This is a genomic window from Pseudomonas sp. ICMP 561, assembly GCF_002699985.1.
GTDB classification, from domain to species: Bacteria; Pseudomonadota; Gammaproteobacteria; order Pseudomonadales; family Pseudomonadaceae; genus Aquipseudomonas; species Aquipseudomonas quasicaspiana.
In genome coordinates, this window is the sequence record NZ_LKBT01000028.1 from 16,040 (window position 1) to 33,747 (window position 17,708).

Genomic DNA, 17,708 nt, shown 5'->3' on the forward strand with positions numbered 1-17,708 from the left:
TCATGCCCGGCAGGACCTGCAAGGAGCAAGCGCCAGGCAAGACAGCAGCGAATCAGACCTTGAAGCGAGCCACCACCTGATTCAGGTCACCCGCCAGGCGCGACAGCTCATTGCTTGAGGCACTGATCTGGTTGGCGCCCTGGGTCGACTGCATGGACAGGTCGCGGATGTTGACGATGTTGCGATCCACTTCCCGGGCAACTTGCGCCTGCTCTTCGGCCGCACTGGCGATGACCAGGTTGCGTTCCGAAATCTGGTTGATGGATGAGGTGATATCCGTCAGCGATGCACCTGCACCTTGAGCCAGAGTCAGGGTTTCGTTGGCGCGTTCACTGCTGGTCAGCATGGATTCCAGTGCCTGGGCAGAGCCGCTGCGCATGGCGCTGACCATCTTGTCGATTTCCAGGGTCGACTGCTGGGTGCGATGGGCCAGTGCCCGGACTTCATCAGCTACAACGGCGAAACCACGACCGGACTCGCCCGCCCGCGCTGCTTCAATCGCTGCGTTGAGGGCCAACAGGTTGGTCTGCTCGGCAATGGAGCGAATCACGTCCAGCACCTTGCCAATATCCTGCGACTGATCAGCCAGGCTCTGTACCAGCGTCGAAGTCGCCTGGACGTTATCGGTCAGGGTCTGGATTGACTGCACGGTTTCCACGACGCGCGCCTGACCCGCCAAAGCCGAACGACTGGAGTTGTTCGATGCATCGGAGGTGGACACAGCGTTGCGCGCGACTTCTTCAACGGCCGACGTCATCTCGTTGATAGCGGTAGCCGCTTGATCGATTTCAGCGTTCTGCTGGTGCAGGCCGCGGTAGCTGTCTTCGGTCACCGAGTTCAGCTCGGTAGCAGCCGAAGCAAGCTGTGTCGCGGAGCTGCCGATGTGCTGCATTGCCGAGCGCAAATTGCCCTGCATTTTGTCCAGCGCCACCAGCAAACGGGTCACTTCATCACTGCCGTCCACCGTGATGCGTTGGGTCAGATCACCATTGGCCACGTTTTCCGCCGCTGTAACGGCAACCTCCAGCGGACGCACGATGCTGCGGGTCAGCAGCAAGGCCAGGGCAATAGTGCCCAGGCCAGCAATAACCACGAAAATGAATACGATGTTGCGTGACTTGTCGTACTGCGCCTCAGCGGCCTTGCCTTCCGCATCGACATGCTGCGCATAGAACTCGCTGAGATCAGCCAGCTGCTTACCGGAACCGTCGACGATTGTCTTCATGTCCACCAACAACAATTTGTTCAGCGCATCGCGATCATTCTGCGCTGCGATCACAAATGATTTATCGAGGGCTTTCTGATACTCACCCAGGGTCACCCGAAACTGATCGCTAAGTACTTTTTCCTCCGGGGTGTCCACAAACGAGGCAAAAATATCGAGTTTTTTGCTCAGGTCCTGATTACGCACATCGAGCTGACTGCGGTAGGTGGCGATATTCTTGGGATCCGGGTCCAGCGCCATACGCAGGGAAATAGTGCGGATACGCAGCATGATTTCACGAACGTCGTTGATCACGCGCATGCTCGGCAGCCAGTTGGTTTCAACCGCGACCTCACTCTGACGAATCGTCGACATTTGAACCATGGCAAACCAGCCGAGCAAGGCGACCAGCAAAGAGATAAGCGTGAAGCCAAGACCGGCTCGGCGGGCGATGGTCAAATTGCGTAGGTTCATGACGGAAGCTCTTGTTGTTGGCAGGAGGGTCAAGCTGGACAGCAGAATGTTGTAGGACAACCCAAATATCGACCGACGAGCGGCCTTCTTGAACGAAAAACCGCCTGCCCCGGAAATTAATTCCGAATATTTCTCAAACAGATCGTCCGTGAACAGACGAACGCTCTGCGCAAACCGCCAATAACTTTGTCTAGACCTTAGGAGTTACCCAAAAGCACGCCAGGCTTTCTGAGCGTTTGAACGGAGAACACATCATGCATCTGGAAGGTTCATGCCACTGTGGCGAAGTCGAATTCAGCCTCAACAGCGCCCATCCCTACCCTTATCAACGCTGCTATTGCTCAATCTGCCGCAAGACCCAAGGTGGTGGCGGCTACTCGATCAATCTGGGGGGCGATGCGAAAAGTTTGAAGGTCAAAGGCCGGGAAAATATTTCGATTTATCACGCAAAAATCGGCGAAGACCATCACGTCAGGATCAGCAGCGCCGAGCGGCACTTCTGCAAATTGTGCAGCAGCGGCCTGTGGCTGTTCAGCCCGGAATGGCCGGAGCTGATTCACCCCTTTGCGTCAGCCATCGACACCGCTCTGCCATCGCCGCCAGAGCATACTCACCTGCTGCTGGACTCCAAAGCGTCCTGGGTCGAGGTGTGCGTGCATGAAGGCGACAAGCAATTCGATGAGTACCCGAAAGAGTCTATTGCCGAATGGCATGAGCGGCTGGGACTGGTGCGCTAAGCCCAGCCACGCAAAACCTTAAACCTGCTCCAGGATTTCGATCTGATTGAAATCCGGGTCACGTAAATAGACCGAGCGCATCGGCCCGGTAGCACCGGCGCGTATTTCCTGCGGGAACAGCCCGTTCGTCTAGACGCCGCACTGTCGCGCAGAATCTGTAGGAGCTGCCGAAGGCTGCGATCGCGGTGTGTCAGGAGAAATGCTTCGCAGCCTTCGGCAGCTCCTACAGACAAGTATTCCAAATCAGAAAGTGGTCGTTTGTTTGATGAAAGTGAGCTTGCTCGCGATTCGATTTCCTGGTCGACAAATTTATCGCATGAACTGACGCTATCGCGAGCCAACGGAAGCTGGCAGCCGACGGAACGCTCGTGGCAAAGTGCGGGTCATCTGGTAATCCCACGCTGAAGAGAACCACCGATCTTGGCCAAGCACCGAATCGTATGCCTGCTCCCCGCCCTATTTGCACTCCAGGCCTGCACCTCAGTGGCTGGCAATGATCATCCATCGCAAAGCTTTGCCGACTATCGTCAGCAGACGCTGCAATGGATACAGCAACACAGAAGTTTCCAGACTGCGGACCGTGCCGCCGAGCTGCAATGGAACGCTCCGCAGGAATGGCGACCGACAGGCGCACCCAAAGGCGGCGTGTTGCTGGTTCATGGCCTGGGTGACTCGCCGTGGTCGTTCCATGACGTCGGCGCAAAGCTCGCTGCTCAGGGGTTTCTGGTGCGTACCGTGCTGTTGCCCGGTCACGGCACGCAGCCGTCCGATATGCTCGATGTCACACTGGAGCAATGGCAAAAGGTGGTTCGGGAACAAGCGCAGACGCTTGGCCATGAAGTGCCCAAGGTGTATCTCGGCGGCTTTTCCACGGGGGCCAATCTGGTGCTGGATTACGCCTACGATCACGACGAAATCGCCGGGCTGGTGCTGTTCTCTCCAGCCTTTCGCTCCGACAGCGCCTACGCGTGGGCGACGCAGTGGATTGCCTGGGCGCGACCGTGGCTGGCGAGCCCAAACGACCCGTTGCGCCCGCTGCAGACACCCGTGCGCTACCTGAATGTGCCCACCAATGGCTTTGCGCAGTTCTATCGCAGCAGCGTGCTGGCGCAAGATCGACTTGAAGAACGTCGCTACGACAAGCCCGTTTTCATTGCAATTACCCAACATGATTCGGTGCTGGATACTCGCTATGTCCTGGACAATTTCAATCAGCGTTTCAGCAACCCGGCGAGTCGCATGATCTGGTACGGCGACAGTCCGACCGACGTCGCGAAAACGCCCCGCGTGCTGGTGCGCAAGGATTACCTGCCTGAATACCGAATCAGCCAGTTCTCGCACATGGGCCTGCTGTTCTCCCCGGACAACCCGCTATACGGGGTAAATGGCAAGCAGCGCATTTGCTGGAACGGTCAGGAAACTGCGGACATGCAGAAATGCCTGGCCGGTGATCAGGTGTGGTATTCGGACTGGGGCTACCGCGAGCCAGGCAAAGTGCATGCGCGGCTTACCTTTAATCCTTGGTTCGACTGGCAGTCAGGGGTGATGCTGCAGGTGTTGGGGGATGCGGAGGCGGGTTCTGAATGAAGGGGATCCGGCCCTTGTAGGAACTGCCGAAGGCTGCGAAGCATTCATCCTGACACAACGCCATCGCAGCCTTCGGCAGCTCCTACAGTTCCTTGCCATTTGAAACAATCACAGCGCTCAATCCAGCGGCGCGAAGCGTTCGCGGCTGTTACTCAGGTGCGTCCACATCGCGGCACGGGCTGCATCCGGGTCCTGGCGGCGGATTGCAGCAAGCAGCGCCTCGTGTTCCAGATTGGCCAGATACCCATGATGAGCGAGGTTGGCGCCTGCCCTTTCGCTTGACGCGATGCGACTGCGGGGAATGATCGCGCTGCCCAGGTGCTGCATGATCTCGGTGTAATACGAGTTGCCGGTGGCTTCAGCGATCAGCATGTGAAAACGCCAGTCGGCCTCTACGCAACTGTCTTCGTTGGCCAACAGGTCCTGATAGTCATCCAGGGCCTGGCGCATCGCGGCCAATTGTTCGTCAGTCCGGCGCAGTGCTGCAAGCGCCACGGCCTGGGTTTCCAGACCGATGCGCAGCTCGATCATGTCTCGCACACTGGCAGCGGTTTCAACTTTCAGATGCAGCCCTGTCTGATTACCCCGCTCCAGCACGAATGTGCCGACGCCGTGGTGGGTTTCCACCAGACCGGAAGCCTGCAATTTGGAGATGGCCTCGCGAACCACCGTGCGGCTCACGCCATGTTCACGGACGATCTGATTTTCCGAAGGCAGCTTTTGCCCTGCCGGGATCTTGCCCAGCAGAATCCGCTGACTCAGCTCGGTCACCAGATCCGTCGCCAGATTGTGAGGTCGGCGCTTTGGTGCCTGACGCGTGGGCTGCTGCATGAAGACCTGTCCTGAACGCCAATTTTGCCGGGATCATAGCACCGCTCAAGAAGTGCTTGTCATACAAGCAGACCTGAACACACTCATTTTACTTGTATGACAACACATAAAACCGCTCTCTACGCACTCGGTCCCAAAAACGCCGTGGTTCAAGGCCCGCCCAAGGTTTTCAGAAAAACAACGTGAAAGTAAAAGTCGCTTAAAGGCTCGCTAAAAAAACATTAAGCCATTGGTTTTATTAATTATTTTAAAACAATCCGCACTTGTTCAATCTGTTCAAAACTGCTGAAGCAGCCGATCTCGTTTTGCGAAAAATTCTGCCAAAACAGCCAATAACCCTCTTGCGCGGCAAATATCTACTTGTATGATGTCCATCAACACAAGCCATCAGCTTGTACAGACCCGCATAAAAATAACGAGTGGGAGATTCATCCTTGAACGCATCCAGTACCCGGACGGGTGATGGGGCCGATTCGACTTTGGTTTCAGCTGTATCCAAGGTCAAACGCCACATCCTGCCACTGTTCGTCATCATGTTTATCGTCAACTACATTGACCGCGTGAACATCGGCTTTGTGCGATCGCACATGGAGCATGACCTGGGCATCGGCGCAGCCGCCTATGGCTTTGGTGCCGGCCTGTTCTTCATCGGTTACGCGCTGTTCGAAGTCCCTTCCAACATGCTTCTGCAAAAGGTCGGTGCGCGCATCTGGCTGACACGGATCATGTTCACCTGGGGCATCGTCGCCACCTGCATGGCCTTCATCCAGAACGAAACCCACTTTTATATCCTGCGCTTCCTGCTGGGTGTCGCCGAAGCAGGCTTCTTCCCTGGCGTGATCTATTACTTCACCCGCTGGCTGCCAGGTGTAGAGCGCGGTAAAGCCATTGCGATCTTCCTCAGCGGCTCGGCCATTGCCTCGCTGATTTCCGGTCCGCTCTCTGGCTTGCTCCTGCAAATCAGCGGCTTCGGCATGAAAGGCTGGCAGTGGATGTACTTCATTGAGGGCATGTTCTCGGTAGGCCTGTGTGCTTTCGTCTGGTTCTGGCTCGACTCCAAACCCCATGACGCCAAATGGCTGACCCGCGAAGAACAGGACGCACTGGTCAACGCTATTGATGAAGAGCAACGGGCTCGTGAAGCTGCCAACCCCGTCAAAGCTTCCATCGGCAAGCTGCTCAAGGATCGCCAGATCATCCTGTTCTGCCTGATCTACTTCTTCATCCAATTGACGATCTATGCTGCGACCTTCTGGCTGCCAAGCATCATCAAAAAGATGGGCGATCTCAGTGATATGCAGGTCGGGCTGTTCAACTCCATCCCGTGGTTATTATCGATCGTCGGTATGTACGCTTTCGCGGCCATGTCTGCCAAGTGGAAGCGGCAACAGGCCTGGGTAGCCGCAGCGTTGCTGATCGCAGCGGCCGGGATGTTTATGTCCACGACAGGCAGTCCGATCTTTGCGTTCGTCGCGATCTGTTTTGCTGCGCTAGGCTTCAAGTCGGCATCGTCGCTGTTCTGGCCCATTCCCCAGGCTTATCTGGACGCCCGTATCGCGGCGGCGGTGATTGCCTTGATCAACTCGGTAGGCAACCTCGGCGGCTTCGTTGCGCCAACCACGTTTGGCTTGCTGGAGCAACACACCGGCTCGATCCAGGGCGGCCTGTATGGTTTGACGGCCACCTCGATTATTGCCGCCATCATCGTTTTCGCTGCACGCAACACGCCGAAGCCCGGCAAGAGTCCGGTAGAGCCGCTGCCCACCACTGCTGCCCACTCTTGATCGCCCGCTACGATTATTAAAAGGACCTGAAACAATGAGTCAGAACCTGAGCAAAGCCCCTGTTATCACCAGCATGCAGGTCGTCCCGGTCGCCGGTCACGATGACATGCTGCTCAACCTCAGCGGCGCCCATGGCCCCTACTTCACCCGCAACATCGTGATACTCCAGGACAATGCCGGGCACACCGGCGTGGGTGAAGTACCAGGCGGCGAACGCATTCGCCAGACGCTGGAAGATGCGCGGCAATTGGTGGTGGGCAGCTCGATTGGCACCTACCAGAAAATCCTGAATGACGTGCGCAAGACCTTCGCCGAACGTGATGCTGGTGGGCGCGGCCTGCAGACTTTTGATCTGCGCATCACCATTCACGCCGTGACCGCTTTGGAGGCAGCCCTGCTGGACTTGCTCGGTCAGCACTTGGACGTGCCGGTTGCTGCCCTGCTCGGTGAAGGGCAGCAGCGCGATGAAGTGAAAATGCTCGGTTACCTGTTCTATGTCGGTGACCAAGGCAAAACCAATCTGGATTACCGCAGGGAGCCGGATGCCGACAACGACTGGTTCCGCGTGCGCCATGAAGAAGCGCTGACGCCTAAAGCGGTTGTGCGTCTGGCAGAGGCAGCGCAGGCGCGTTATGGCTTCCAGGATTTCAAACTGAAAGGCGGCGTGCTCAGCGGCGATGCGGAAATCGAGGCGGTTACCGCCCTCGCCGAACGTTTCCCGGACGCCCGGATCACCCTCGACCCGAATGGCGCATGGTCACTGAAAGAAGCGATTCGTCTGTGCCGCGATCAGCACCATGTGCTGGCCTACGCCGAAGACCCCTGCGGTGCGGAAAACGGCTTCTCCGGTCGCGAAGTCATGGCTGAGTTCCGTCGTGCTACCGGCCTGAAAACCGCCACCAACATGATCGCCACCGACTGGCGTGAAATGGGCCATGCGATTCAGTTGCAGTCGGTGGACATTCCACTCGCCGACCCTCACTTCTGGACCATGCAGGGTTCGGTGCGGGTGGCGCAAATGTGCAACGAATGGGGCCTGACCTGGGGTTCGCACTCCAACAACCACTTCGATATTTCCCTGGCGATGTTCACCCATGTGGCCGCCGCCGCACCGGGGGATATCACCGCCATCGACACTCACTGGATCTGGCAGGACGGCCAGCGTCTGACCCGCGAACCGTTGCAGATTGTGGGCGGCGCCGTGCAAGTGCCGAAGAAGCCGGGGCTGGGCGTCGAGCTGGACATGGATCAGGTGCACAAGGCTCACGAACTCTACAAAGGCATGGGCCTGGGTGCACGTGATGACGGCGTCGCCATGCAATTCCTGGTGCCGGACTGGAAATTCAACAACAAGCAGCCGTGTCTGGTTCGGTGAATTCCGTCTCGACGTGAATGAACGCTATACCGGTAGGAGCCCACTTGCTGGCGAGTCGTCGCAGCTACGTACGCAGGCCTGCCGTCTCGCGAACAAGTTCGCTCCTACCGAAGAACGTAAATCCTTGCCAAGCTGGCATACGACGCGCAACCCCCTTGCGCGTCGTTTTTTATTCCGCCACAAAAGCCCGTGCTAATGTTCGTACATCATCCGCAATGAAGTCCGGCCCATGTCCCATATCGCTCATACCCACCCACGTTTGAGCATCGCCACTGCCCTGGGCCTCGCCAGCGGGCTTGCCGCAGCAATCATCACTCCGCAGATATCCATCACCAGCAAGTGCCTGATTGCCTGGAACGTTACCGTCTGGGTGTATCTGGTACTGATCCTGATCCGCACGTTTCGCACCAATGCGGCTGACGCAGAGCGAATTTCCATGGTCGAGGATGAAAACGCCGGACTGGTACTGGTCACCGTGTGCGTCGCCGCACTGGCCAGCCTCGCAGCAATCACGCTGGAACTGTCCGGCAGCAAGGCGATGACCACGGATGACCGGGCGCTGCACTACGCCTTCACCGCCCTGACAGTCGTAGGCTCGTGGCTGGTCACCGGGGTGATTTTCAGCCTGCATTACGCCCGCCTGTTTTATACCTGGAAGGGTAAAGAACCGGCTCTGCGTTTCGCGGATGGCGAGAAGCACCCGGATTATTGGGACTTCCTGTACTTCTCCTTCACCCTCAGCGTGGCGGTGCAAACCTCGGATGTGGGCGTCGCGACGCCGGGTTTACGCAGGATCGTCCTGGCCCAGAGCCTGATCGGTTTCATTTTCAACACGGCGATCCTCGGCTTTTCAATCAATCTTGCCGCCGGGCTGTTTGGCTAAGCGGCCATCTGGCGCTACTGTTGCGGCACAACCCTGAAAACTGCAGCAAAAAAGGCGAGTTCGAGATGACGCATACAAAAATTGCAGTGCTGGATGACTGGCAATCCGTCGCCAGTGATGTCGTGGACTGGTCGGTCCTGAACAGCATCGGTGAAATCAGCTTTCTTCATGAATACCCCGCCGATACCGCCACCATGGCGGCACGCTTGCAGGCTTTCACGGTGATTTGCGTGATGCGCGAGCGGACCACTTTCGACGAAGCCCTGCTCAGCCAATTGCCCAACCTCAAACTGCTGGTGACTGGCGGCATGCGCAACGCGGCGATTGACGTCAAAGCGGCCACCCGCCTCGGCATTCAGGTGTGCGGCACGGAAAGCTACAAGCACGCCGCCCCGGAGCTGACCTGGGCGCTGATCATGGGCGTGACCCGCAATCTGGTGGACGAGGCCAATTCGTTGCGCGGCGGCCAGTGGCAGGTCGGCATCGGCAGTGATTTGCATGGCAAGACACTGGGTATTCTCGGGCTCGGCAGCATCGGCAAGTGGATCGCCCGCTATGGTCTGGCGTTTGGCATGAACGTCATCGCCTGGAGTGAGAACCTCACGGCTGAAGCCGCTGCTGAATCCGGCGTGACGTATGTCAGCAAGCAGGAGCTGTTCGAGCAGGCGGATATTCTGTCGATCCACCTGGTGCTCAGCGACCGCAGCCGTGGGCTGGTGGATGCTCAGGCGCTGGGCTGGATGAAGCCGACGTCTTACCTGATCAACACTTCGCGCGGGCCTATCGTCGACGAAGGGGCACTGATTGAAACCCTGCAAAAGCGGCGCATCGCGGGTGCGGCACTGGATGTGTTTGCCATCGAACCGCTGCCTGCCGAGCATCCATTTCGTGTGCTGGATAACGTGCTCGCGACGCCCCATGTGGGTTATGTCACCGAGAACAATTACCGGATGTTCTACAGCCAGATGATTGAAGATATTCAGGCGTGGAGTGCGGGTGCGCCGATTCGGGTGTTTGGTTAAGTCATCCCTGATACCCGCTGTGGTGCGGCAGACAGAGAACCTATATTTTCTGGGTTGACCAATCCTGTAGGAGCTGCCGAAGGCTGCGAAGCATTCACTCTGATACACCGCTATCGCAGCCTTCGGCAGCTCCTACAGGGAAAACACGTTCCATTTCAGAGTTTCCAGGAGCAACCCCATGAACCCAAACGCATTCGGTCTCGACAGCGTTCTGCTGGTCATCGACATGCAATACGACTTCATGCCCGGCGGCGCGCTGGCGGTGGCCGAGGGCGATGCGCTGGTGCCGTTGATCAACCGTCTCGGTGAGCAATTTCAAGGCGTTGTCATCACTCAGGACTGGCATCCGGCGGGGCATATCTCGTTTGCGTCCAGCCATTCAAGCCGCCTGCCGTTCGAGATAACCACCCTGCCCTATGGCCCGCAAACCCTTTGGCCGGACCACTGCATTCAAGACAGCCATGGCGCACAACTGCATGCGGATCTGGACCTGCCCCACGCGCAATTGATCCTGCGCAAGGGCTGTAACCCGCACATCGACAGCTATTCGGCGTTCCTCGAAGCTGACCGCGTGACGCCCACCGGCCTGGCCAGCTATCTCAAGGAGCGAGGCGTCCAGAACGTATTTGTGGTGGGTCTGGCGCTGGACTTCTGCGTAGCATGGTCGGCACTGGATGCAAGAGCTGCCGGGTTCACTACGCTGGTCATCGCCGACGCCTGTCGCGCCATCGACATGAATGGCTCGCTGGACAAAGCCTGGCAAGACATGACAGCGGCAGGCGTGACACGCATCCAAAGCACTGAACTGCTCAAATAACCGTTCAGATACCGCCGATCAGCGCTCCCGCTTTAGGCTCTGTACCGAAAGGTCCAGCGCCTTCTGCATGTCCAGACGTGCAGAGCGGCCGATGTTCTTGTCGTCCATCTGGTAATTGCGTTCAGACGGCAGGATCGGTGCCGTCAGGTCATCGGCGTCCATGGCTTCGAAATCAAAGTTGCCACCGATGGGCATGGCGCTGCGGCGCAACAGCATGCGCAACTGTTCAGGCGTCAGCTTCGGGTTGATCGACAGCATGGCGGCGACAATCCCGGTGACCATCGGCGTAGCGTAGGACGTACCGCAATGGACCGCGCCCTGCTCACCCGCCGTGAGGGTCGATGCCCGCGTGCAGGCTGCAGCCATGATGTCAACGCGGCTATCAACGTTGGATGACTCGCGTTTCTCGACGTAGGCAGGATCATCGATGGGCAGATCGTCATCCTTGCTGCGCTGATGCCCACCCACCACCAGCAACTGGTCCGTGATGAACGAAGACGGCAGGCGGTACTCGTCCGTCCCGGAGAACGACGAGCCGTTGCCTGCCGAATTGATCACCACCACATCGGGGTGCTTGCGCCGTAGCCAGAGGAAAAACTCTTCCAGCAGTTCTTCGTAACCGGACATGGCAATGCCAGACCTGAGCAACGAATCCACCTCATCGCCCTCGACGTTTTTCGCGCCGACCCGATGCAGCCCCCAACTCCAGTTCAGGACTCGCGCGCCGTCTTCAACCAGATTCACCGATGCTGCGACATTCGCCGTGATGCCGGCATCGGAGTTGCGCTCGACAATCACCTCGAAACCGTCGCTGACGCCATCCAGCGCGCGCAGAAAGCCGCTATTGCCGCCCTTGGCAGTGTCCGCCGCCAGAATACCCGCCACGGTGGAGCCATGCCCGTCGGGCTTTTTCGCGTCACGGGCGTACAGGCACGTACGGGGCTTGCCTGATTTGCAGTCACCCAGATAATCGGCAAAGTCCGGGGAATCAAAGTCCACTTCGCGCTCAATGATCCCGATGCGGATCGGTACCGGTTTGATCGGCGAAGTGACGGCGGGAATCCTGCGCTGGTAATAGTTGACCGCGTCCATGAAGCGGTTGGCCGCCCACTGATCCTGAGTCGGCTTGGCCTGCTTGCCATCGCTCGGCGCCGCTTCGCCTTCAGGGGATTCGGCGGCCGACTCCTCGACCACCACGGCATCAACGCTGACCTCACTGCCCATGCGCAGCACCATGGCGTCGCGCTGTACCAGATCAGTCACCGGCAGGCGCAGCTGGTAAGTGTTGAGCGGTGCGATGGAACCGACGACGGTGGCACCGTACTTTTTCGCGATGCGCTCGGCTTCTTCTGCACCCTGGAATTTTTCTTCGATGATCACGCTGACCAGATCAACGTAACTGGTCAGGCCGTCCATGTTCTTGGCGACCTCCTTTGGCGTAGCCGCCAACACGTGACTGCCTGCCATGCTCAGCCATACGGCATTGCTGCTCTGCCCTTCCTGCTCAAGCCACAAGGGGCCGCTGAGCCAGTCGGCAGCGCTCAGGCGCAACTTTAGTCGCTCGCCGTCACGCTCAATCACCTGGCCCGGCAACGCTTTGCCATCCAGTTTGAGCTGCACAGCACCGGGTTTCAGCCCGCGGACGCCAAGACAGAAGGTCTGCTGCTCGCGGCCCAACAGATCGTCGCAACGCTGCAGCCGCTCGACCCGTAAAGCCTCATTGGCCTGTACTGACGAAACACCGGCCAAAGCAGCCATGAACACGGGCAATACGGTGCGACTGAGCATTTAACAATCCTGAGGGACGCGGCGATAGCAGTCTGACTGCTGCGTCCCCTCAGGGTTCAGGGCTCAGCTCAAGAGCCGCCCAGCGCGAAGTGCTTGAGGCTTTCCCCTTCCATTCGGTACCGCACCCACTCGTCCTGCGGCTCGGCGCCGATGGATTTATAGAAATCGATGGCAGGCTTATTCCAGTCCAGCACGCTCCACTCAAACCGGCCGCAGCCTGTGTCATGGGCGATTTTCGCCAAGTGGCGCAACAGGTGTTTGCCTGCGCCGACACCGCGATGTTCGAGTGACACAAACAGGTCTTCCAGGTACAAGCCTTTGCGCCCCTGCCATGTGGAATAGTTGAAGAAGTACACGGCAAAACCGATCGGTTGATCATCCAGCAGGCAAATCAGCGCCTTGGCCGGAGACGCTTCGTCAAACAGGCTACGCTCGATATCAGAGACGTCTGCCAGAACTTCATGCTCGGCCTTTTCATAGATGGCCAACTCGGTAATAAAGCCAAGAATGACCTGGGCATCAGCCCGGGTGGCCTCACGAATATGCAACGTCACGACTCTCTCCTTGTAATGATGGCTCTTTATGATCGAACAGGCCGTTCAGCAGCGAACGACCGGCGGTGGATTGTGTCTCAAGCATCAGCCCGGCGCAGCATTAAAACGTCTACGCCTTCACTCGTATTTAAGGATGCTGTATGGACAACAATGAAGAAGGCAGAACCCCCGGGTTATCCGCTGAAGAAGAACGCGAAGTCGACGAGAACCAGCCTCCCCGTGCGGCGGTGCTGCACGAGACCATTCGCATTCAGGGCGATCATGAGCTGGAGCGCAGCGTTGCGGCCCTCTGGTGGTCGGCGTTGGCCGCGGGTTTGACCATGGGCCTGTCGCTGATGGCCATGGGGTTGTTCAAGTCACGCCTGCCGGATATCGAGTCCAGTCATGTCATCGCCAGCCTGGGTTATTCCGCCGGTTTTCTCGCGGTCATCCTGGCTCGTCAGCAACTGTTCACCGAAAACACCCTGACGGCGGTGCTGCCGGTCATGAGCAAGCCGACCTTGAGCAACCTGGGTCGGTTGTTGCGATTGTGGGGCGTGGTGCTGTTCGGCAACCTGTGCGGTACTTTGCTGGTGGCCTATGTGATGTTGAATCTGCCGATCTTCGATAGCCAGACTGACAAGGCGTTTCTGGAAATCGGCCGCAAGGTGATGGAAAACGACGTCATTCACATGTTCTCCAAAGGCATCGTGTCCGGCTGGATGATCGCCACCATGGTCTGGATGATCGCGTCCATGGAAGCTGCGAAGATCTGGATCATCGTGCTGATCACTTACCTCATGGCCCTCGGTGATTTCACCCATATTGTGGTGGGCTCGGCCGAAGCATCGTATCTGGTGTTTGCCGGCGAATTGTCCTGGAGTGACTTCTGGCTGGTCTTTGCCGCCCCAACGCTCGCCGGTAACATCATTGGCGGCAGCTTCATCTTCGCCATTCTCAGCCATGCGCAGATCCGCAGCGAAAAAGACACCACTGCCAAGCTTGAGCGGGACCGGCTGAAAAAGATTGCAGAGAAGAAGCGGTTGAAGGAAGAGGAGCAGGCTGCGACGGTTACCAAGTAACCGAGCTGGAATGCGATTCCCGTTGTAGGAACACAATCCCGTAGGACCGGCTTTAGCCGGGAGGACTTAGGGGCATTTGCCAGATCTCCTTCGTCCGGAATATCGCCCTCCCGGCTAAAGCCGGTCCTACGGGGTTGCAGGGGAACACAGGATTTCCTGCAAGAAATGCATTCCATACCAAAACCTGTAACAGATGAAAATTCTTTCAGAAACTGTTCAGGTCACATCAGCGAGAATAGGTTTTTTGGCTGTAATCCTTCAGGCAGGCAAGATGACCCGAATTCTGACCATCGAAGACGATGCCGTGACCGCCCAGGAAATCGTTGCGGAATTGAGCAACCATGGCCTTGAGGTGGACTGGGTCGATAATGGCCGTGAGGGCCTCGCCCGTGCGGTAAGCGGCGACTATGACCTGATCACCCTCGACCGAATGCTGCCCGAAGTGGACGGTCTGGCCATTGTGACCACCTTGCGCGCGCAAGGCATCCTCACCCCTATTCTGATGATCAGCGCCCTCTCCGACGTCGATGAACGTGTGCGCGGCCTGCGTGCCGGTGGCGATGATTACCTCGCCAAGCCCTTTGCGTCCGACGAAATGGCCGCACGGGTTGAAGTCTTGCTGCGCCGACGTAACACTGTGGCCGCCGCAGAAACTATATTGCGGGTCGCCGATCTGGAGCTGAACCTGATCAAACGTGAAGCCAGCCGCGGACAACAGCCTCTTAGCTTGCTGCCCACCGAATACAAACTGCTGGAATTCCTGATGCGCAACAGCGGGCAGATCATCACCCGCATGATGATTTTCGAGGAGGTCTGGGGCTATCACTTCGATCCCGGCACCAACCTGATCGACGTACACATTGGGCGCTTGCGGAAAAAAATCGACCCTCCCGGCATGACTCCACTGATTCGGACCGTGCGAGGCTCGGGTTATGTCATTGCTGAACCCGTCTAAAGGCTGGCGTTCCTCTACTAGCCGCTTGCTGGCGCTGTACAGTTTTCTGTTCGTGGCCTGGAGCTGCACGCTGATCGGCGTGTTGTACTGGGAAGTCAGCAGCTACCTGGAAAACCTCGCCCGCCACTCCCTCATGCAACGCCAGCAACTGTTTGCCCGCTTTGAAGGCGAACAGTTGATCGAGGCGCTGACCTCCAGCATGACCTTCGACATGCGCGCCGTGGATGCCTATGGCCTTTTCGACGCCGAGCTGCGCCCGCTCAATGGCCCGATAAAAACGGTCCCTCCCAGCCTGCCGCTGGACGGCAAGATTCATCAGTTGAGCAACTGCGTCGACTCCGAAGATCCGCACATGCCGCAGGACACTTGTGACGCGGTCGCCAGCCAGACCCGCGACGGTCACTGGCTGGTGCTGGTGCGCGACAACGGGTCACTGTTCGCCGTCACTACCCTGATCTTGCGCGCCCTGCTCTGGGGGCTGTCATTGACGATTATTCCCGGCATTGCTGGCTGGCATTTGCTGAGTCGCCGACCGCTAAAACGCATTCGCGGCATTCAGGCAAGCGCCGAGGCAATCGTCGCAGGCGATCTGGGTCGCCGCCTTCCAGTGTCGGCACGCCGCGATGAGCTGGACATGCTGGCGGTCATCGTCAACGCCATGCTCGATCGCATCGAAAAACTGATGAATGAGGTCAAAGGCGTCTGCGACAGCATCGCCCATGACCTGCGCACACCTCTGACTCGCTTGCGAGCGCAGCTCTATCGCATCCAGCAACAATCGCCGGAAGACTCCCTGGTAGCGACGCAAATGGATCAAGTGATTGCCGAGGCAGACACGCTGATGGCGCGTTTTCGCGGCTTGCTGCGCATCTCGGAAATCGAGGATCACCAGCGTCGCTCGGCGTTCGTCGAAGTCGATCCTGGCGAACTGTTGCAAGAGGTTCACGATTTTTACCTGCCTCTGGCCGAGGAAGGCGGCGTCAGCCTGTACCTGCGCGTGGAGGATCCGCTGCCACCACTATTGGGCGACCGCGCCCTGCTCTTCGAAGCACTGGCAAACCTGCTCAGCAACTCGATCAAGTTCACCCCGCCCGGCGGCAGCGTGATCCTTAGTGCCAGAGCAGACGGCGACAGCACCTGCCTCGAAGTCCAGGACTCAGGCCCCGGTATTCCTGAGGCAGAACGGCAAGCGGTGTTCCAACGCTTTTATCGCAGTGAAGGCAGCATTCAGAAACACGGGTTTGGCCTAGGGCTGTCCATCGTTGCGGCGATCGTCAACCTGCACGGCTTCACCTTGCACATCGGGACCAGCCCGCTGGGTGGGGCGAGATTGAGTCTGGAGTGTCGGCAGACGGTGGCGTTGGTGTGAGGGTGATCGCGGTCGAATACTTTCTGTTACTGGGATGGGAAGCGTCGTGAGAAACGCTTAGCGAGCACCTCAGGATGCAAGCAATCGTAGGCTAGGCGGTTTACTAGCCATGGACGTCCGCAGTTTAGATGCTATGGCTTGAAAAAACCGGTAAGCGAGCTGTTGTCTCTCTCACTTTAGCAACTCCTTTTTTTGAGGTGGAATAGCGCCTAATAAGATTCCGTTGGAAACCGAAGCAAAATGACACGACATGTAAAGTGGTTTTTCCCAAATGATTTTCTGGAAGATTTCGTGAGTTCTCCCCCCAGTAGTTGATGCTGTCCCCGTAAAGGCAAGAATTCTTTCATTTGCTAAATCAACAATGCGATCTCCATAAACCCTGACACCTAGGAACTCCGGCCTTGAGTAGTGTTTTAAAGCTACGGCACTCTCAAGCCTTTCTACCGGGAGTATTCTTCCGTCACGCATATATCGATAGTAGCCACCCTCCGGATTTTTTGTTTCAATAAATTCATAGCCTTTATCCAAATACCGCCTGATGTCGTCAGGTGTAGAATCAGTGACATAAAAACCTGACACGCTTCGTTTCTGAACAAGCCCATCTGCCATCGACGGGCACACCCTCTTGAAGTATGTAAGAGTCACGATATCGTCGCCAAACAATGAACCTAGCACAGTCACCATGAGTACGATCCAAAGTACTCTTTGCCTTAAGGTCTCCAACATGAGCAAGCGCCCAACGAGATAGAGCGTAAAAAAAGCTGCTAAAAATAGAAAAATAAGCAAAATCTGGACAAGCCCCAAGACAGCCTCCTTAACCCGATGAATCCCAAATTCAAGCCAGGTATACCGCCCACACTAAGCACAGTTACCACTGCGCACTCTTAAATGCCATAGATATTGATAAAAGTGAATGTGTGAATCAGTCATGCACAGCTCTGGCAGTTTTTTAGGTCAGGACTCAGGCCCCGGTATTCCTGAGGCAGAACGGCAAGCGGTGTTCCAACGCTTTTATCGCAGTGAAGGCAGCATTCAGAAACACGGGTTTGGCCTGGGGCTGTCCATCGTTGCGGCGATCGTCAACCTGCACGGCTTCACCTTGCACATCGGTACGAGTCCGCTGGGTGGCGCGAGATTGAGTCTGGAGTGTCGGCAGACGGTGGCGTTGGTGTGATCGTGCACTATTGCTTGTTCAACGATCTGTAGGAGCGCGCTTGCCCGCGATGCGGTGCGTCAGCGAAAAATGCGTTCCCTGACCAGATCCCAT

General features: G+C 57.5%; 15 protein-coding genes and 3 pseudogenes. 11 read left to right on the top strand and 7 right to left on the bottom strand.

Going from position 1 to position 17,708, the window contains the following annotated elements; all coding sequences use genetic code 11:
- Positions 1 to 52: 52 nt before the first annotated feature.
- Both AO242_RS30245 and AO242_RS30250 read right to left on the bottom strand, forming a co-directional pair.
- The gene (locus AO242_RS30245; protein WP_373562236.1) at positions 53 to 916 is read right to left on the bottom strand and encodes a methyl-accepting chemotaxis protein; all 864 of its coding nucleotides are present in this window, start codon (positions 914 to 916) and stop codon (positions 53 to 55) included.
- A pseudogene (locus AO242_RS30250) lies at positions 911 to 1,678 on the bottom strand (MCP four helix bundle domain-containing protein); the annotation flags it as partial. The pseudogene AO242_RS30250 and the gene AO242_RS30245, both read right to left, overlap by 6 nt.
- 254 nt (positions 1,679 to 1,932) lie before the next feature.
- Between AO242_RS30250 and AO242_RS19375 the strand changes: the two are divergent.
- Positions 1,933 to 2,415, top strand: coding sequence for a GFA family protein (locus AO242_RS19375; RefSeq protein ID WP_099269995.1), 483 nt, complete (start codon positions 1,933 to 1,935; stop codon positions 2,413 to 2,415).
- A gap of 18 nt (positions 2,416 to 2,433) precedes the next feature.
- Here AO242_RS19375 and AO242_RS29795 read toward each other — a convergent pair.
- A pseudogene (locus AO242_RS29795) lies at positions 2,434 to 2,520 on the bottom strand (VOC family protein); the annotation flags it as partial.
- Between the two features lie 339 nt (positions 2,521 to 2,859).
- Between AO242_RS29795 and AO242_RS19385 the strand changes: the two are divergent.
- Complete coding sequence (locus tag AO242_RS19385) at positions 2,860 to 4,002, top strand: alpha/beta hydrolase (protein ID WP_373562237.1); 1,143 nt, start codon at positions 2,860 to 2,862, stop codon at positions 4,000 to 4,002.
- Between the two features lie 117 nt (positions 4,003 to 4,119).
- On the opposite strand, the gene AO242_RS19390 is transcribed toward AO242_RS19385, so the two are convergent.
- Positions 4,120 to 4,833 (bottom strand): FadR/GntR family transcriptional regulator, encoded by a 714-nt coding sequence (locus AO242_RS19390; protein WP_099269997.1) that lies wholly within the window; start codon positions 4,831 to 4,833, stop codon positions 4,120 to 4,122.
- Between the two features lie 434 nt (positions 4,834 to 5,267).
- Here AO242_RS19390 and AO242_RS19395 point away from each other — a divergent pair, with 434 nt between their 5' ends.
- From AO242_RS19395 to pncA, 5 genes are all read left to right on the top strand, one after another.
- The gene (locus AO242_RS19395) at positions 5,268 to 6,617 is read left to right on the top strand and encodes an MFS transporter (RefSeq protein ID WP_099269998.1); all 1,350 of its coding nucleotides are present in this window, start codon (positions 5,268 to 5,270) and stop codon (positions 6,615 to 6,617) included.
- A 34-nt stretch (positions 6,618 to 6,651) separates the two neighbouring features.
- Positions 6,652 to 7,992, top strand: coding sequence for a glucarate dehydratase (gene gudD, locus AO242_RS19400; protein WP_099269999.1), 1,341 nt, complete (start codon positions 6,652 to 6,654; stop codon positions 7,990 to 7,992).
- 229 nt (positions 7,993 to 8,221) lie between these two features.
- The gene (locus AO242_RS19405; RefSeq protein WP_099270000.1) at positions 8,222 to 8,875 is read left to right on the top strand and encodes a DUF1345 domain-containing protein; all 654 of its coding nucleotides are present in this window, start codon (positions 8,222 to 8,224) and stop codon (positions 8,873 to 8,875) included.
- Between the two features lie 65 nt (positions 8,876 to 8,940).
- A complete protein-coding gene (locus tag AO242_RS19410; protein ID WP_099270009.1) occupies positions 8,941 to 9,897 on the top strand; it encodes a D-2-hydroxyacid dehydrogenase family protein in 957 nt (318 codons plus the stop codon).
- 178 nt (positions 9,898 to 10,075) lie between these two features.
- Positions 10,076 to 10,714: a bifunctional nicotinamidase/pyrazinamidase gene (pncA, locus tag AO242_RS19415; protein ID WP_099270001.1), complete on the top strand. Its 639-nt coding sequence runs from the start codon at positions 10,076 to 10,078 to the stop codon at positions 10,712 to 10,714.
- Between the two features lie 18 nt (positions 10,715 to 10,732).
- On the opposite strand, the gene AO242_RS19420 is transcribed toward pncA, so the two are convergent.
- Together AO242_RS19420 and AO242_RS19425 are read right to left on the bottom strand one after the other, a co-directional pair.
- Positions 10,733 to 12,502, bottom strand: a complete 1,770-nt coding sequence (locus AO242_RS19420; protein WP_099270002.1) for a S8/S53 family peptidase — start codon at positions 12,500 to 12,502, stop codon at positions 10,733 to 10,735.
- A 68-nt stretch (positions 12,503 to 12,570) separates the two neighbouring features.
- The gene (locus AO242_RS19425; protein WP_099270003.1) at positions 12,571 to 13,056 is read right to left on the bottom strand and encodes a GNAT family N-acetyltransferase; all 486 of its coding nucleotides are present in this window, start codon (positions 13,054 to 13,056) and stop codon (positions 12,571 to 12,573) included.
- Between the two features lie 140 nt (positions 13,057 to 13,196).
- Between AO242_RS19425 and AO242_RS19430 the strand changes: the two genes are divergently transcribed.
- The 3 genes from AO242_RS19430 (at position 13,197) to AO242_RS19440 (ending at position 16,441) form a co-directional block, all read left to right on the top strand.
- On the top strand, positions 13,197 to 14,117 hold the full coding sequence (locus tag AO242_RS19430) for a formate/nitrite transporter family protein (protein ID WP_099270004.1): 921 nt from the start codon (positions 13,197 to 13,199) through the stop codon (positions 14,115 to 14,117).
- A 271-nt stretch (positions 14,118 to 14,388) separates the two neighbouring features.
- Positions 14,389 to 15,072 (top strand): response regulator transcription factor, encoded by a 684-nt coding sequence (locus AO242_RS19435; RefSeq protein WP_027901208.1) that lies wholly within the window; start codon positions 14,389 to 14,391, stop codon positions 15,070 to 15,072.
- Entirely contained in the window at positions 15,050 to 16,441 is a 1,392-nt protein-coding gene (locus tag AO242_RS19440; protein ID WP_099270005.1) for a sensor histidine kinase, read from the top strand. The genes AO242_RS19435 and AO242_RS19440 overlap by 23 nt, the downstream gene beginning before the upstream one ends.
- Positions 16,442 to 16,612: 171 nt before the next feature.
- Here the strand turns inward: AO242_RS19440 and AO242_RS19445 are convergent, their stop codons facing one another.
- On the bottom strand, positions 16,613 to 17,245 hold the full coding sequence (locus tag AO242_RS19445) for a hypothetical protein (protein ID WP_099270006.1): 633 nt from the start codon (positions 17,243 to 17,245) through the stop codon (positions 16,613 to 16,615).
- A gap of 154 nt (positions 17,246 to 17,399) precedes the next feature.
- Here AO242_RS19445 and AO242_RS19450 point away from each other — a divergent pair.
- Positions 17,400 to 17,615 (top strand): annotated as a pseudogene (locus tag AO242_RS19450) (sensor histidine kinase); the annotation flags it as partial.
- Between the last annotated feature and the right edge of the window lie 93 nt (positions 17,616 to 17,708).

Excerpts from the sequence above, each read along its gene's own strand:
- AO242_RS30245 (WP_373562236.1), bottom strand. The coding sequence starts at position 916 with ATGCAGGGCAATTTGCGCTCGGCAATGCAGCACATCGGCAGCTCCGCG.
- AO242_RS19375 (WP_099269995.1), top strand. The coding sequence starts at position 1,933 with ATGCATCTGGAAGGTTCATGCCACTGTGGCGAAGTCGAATTCAGCCTC.
- AO242_RS19390 (WP_099269997.1), bottom strand. The coding sequence starts at position 4,833 with ATGCAGCAGCCCACGCGTCAGGCACCAAAGCGCCGACCTCACAATCTG.
- gudD (WP_099269999.1), top strand. The coding sequence starts at position 6,652 with ATGAGTCAGAACCTGAGCAAAGCCCCTGTTATCACCAGCATGCAGGTC.
- AO242_RS19405 (WP_099270000.1), top strand. The coding sequence starts at position 8,222 with ATGTCCCATATCGCTCATACCCACCCACGTTTGAGCATCGCCACTGCC.
- AO242_RS19410 (WP_099270009.1), top strand. The coding sequence starts at position 8,941 with ATGACGCATACAAAAATTGCAGTGCTGGATGACTGGCAATCCGTCGCC.
- pncA (WP_099270001.1), top strand. The coding sequence starts at position 10,076 with ATGAACCCAAACGCATTCGGTCTCGACAGCGTTCTGCTGGTCATCGAC.
- AO242_RS19420 (WP_099270002.1), bottom strand. The coding sequence starts at position 12,502 with ATGCTCAGTCGCACCGTATTGCCCGTGTTCATGGCTGCTTTGGCCGGT.
- AO242_RS19430 (WP_099270004.1), top strand. The coding sequence starts at position 13,197 with ATGGACAACAATGAAGAAGGCAGAACCCCCGGGTTATCCGCTGAAGAA.
- AO242_RS19435 (WP_027901208.1), top strand. The coding sequence starts at position 14,389 with ATGACCCGAATTCTGACCATCGAAGACGATGCCGTGACCGCCCAGGAA.
- AO242_RS19440 (WP_099270005.1), top strand. The coding sequence starts at position 15,050 with ATGTCATTGCTGAACCCGTCTAAAGGCTGGCGTTCCTCTACTAGCCGC.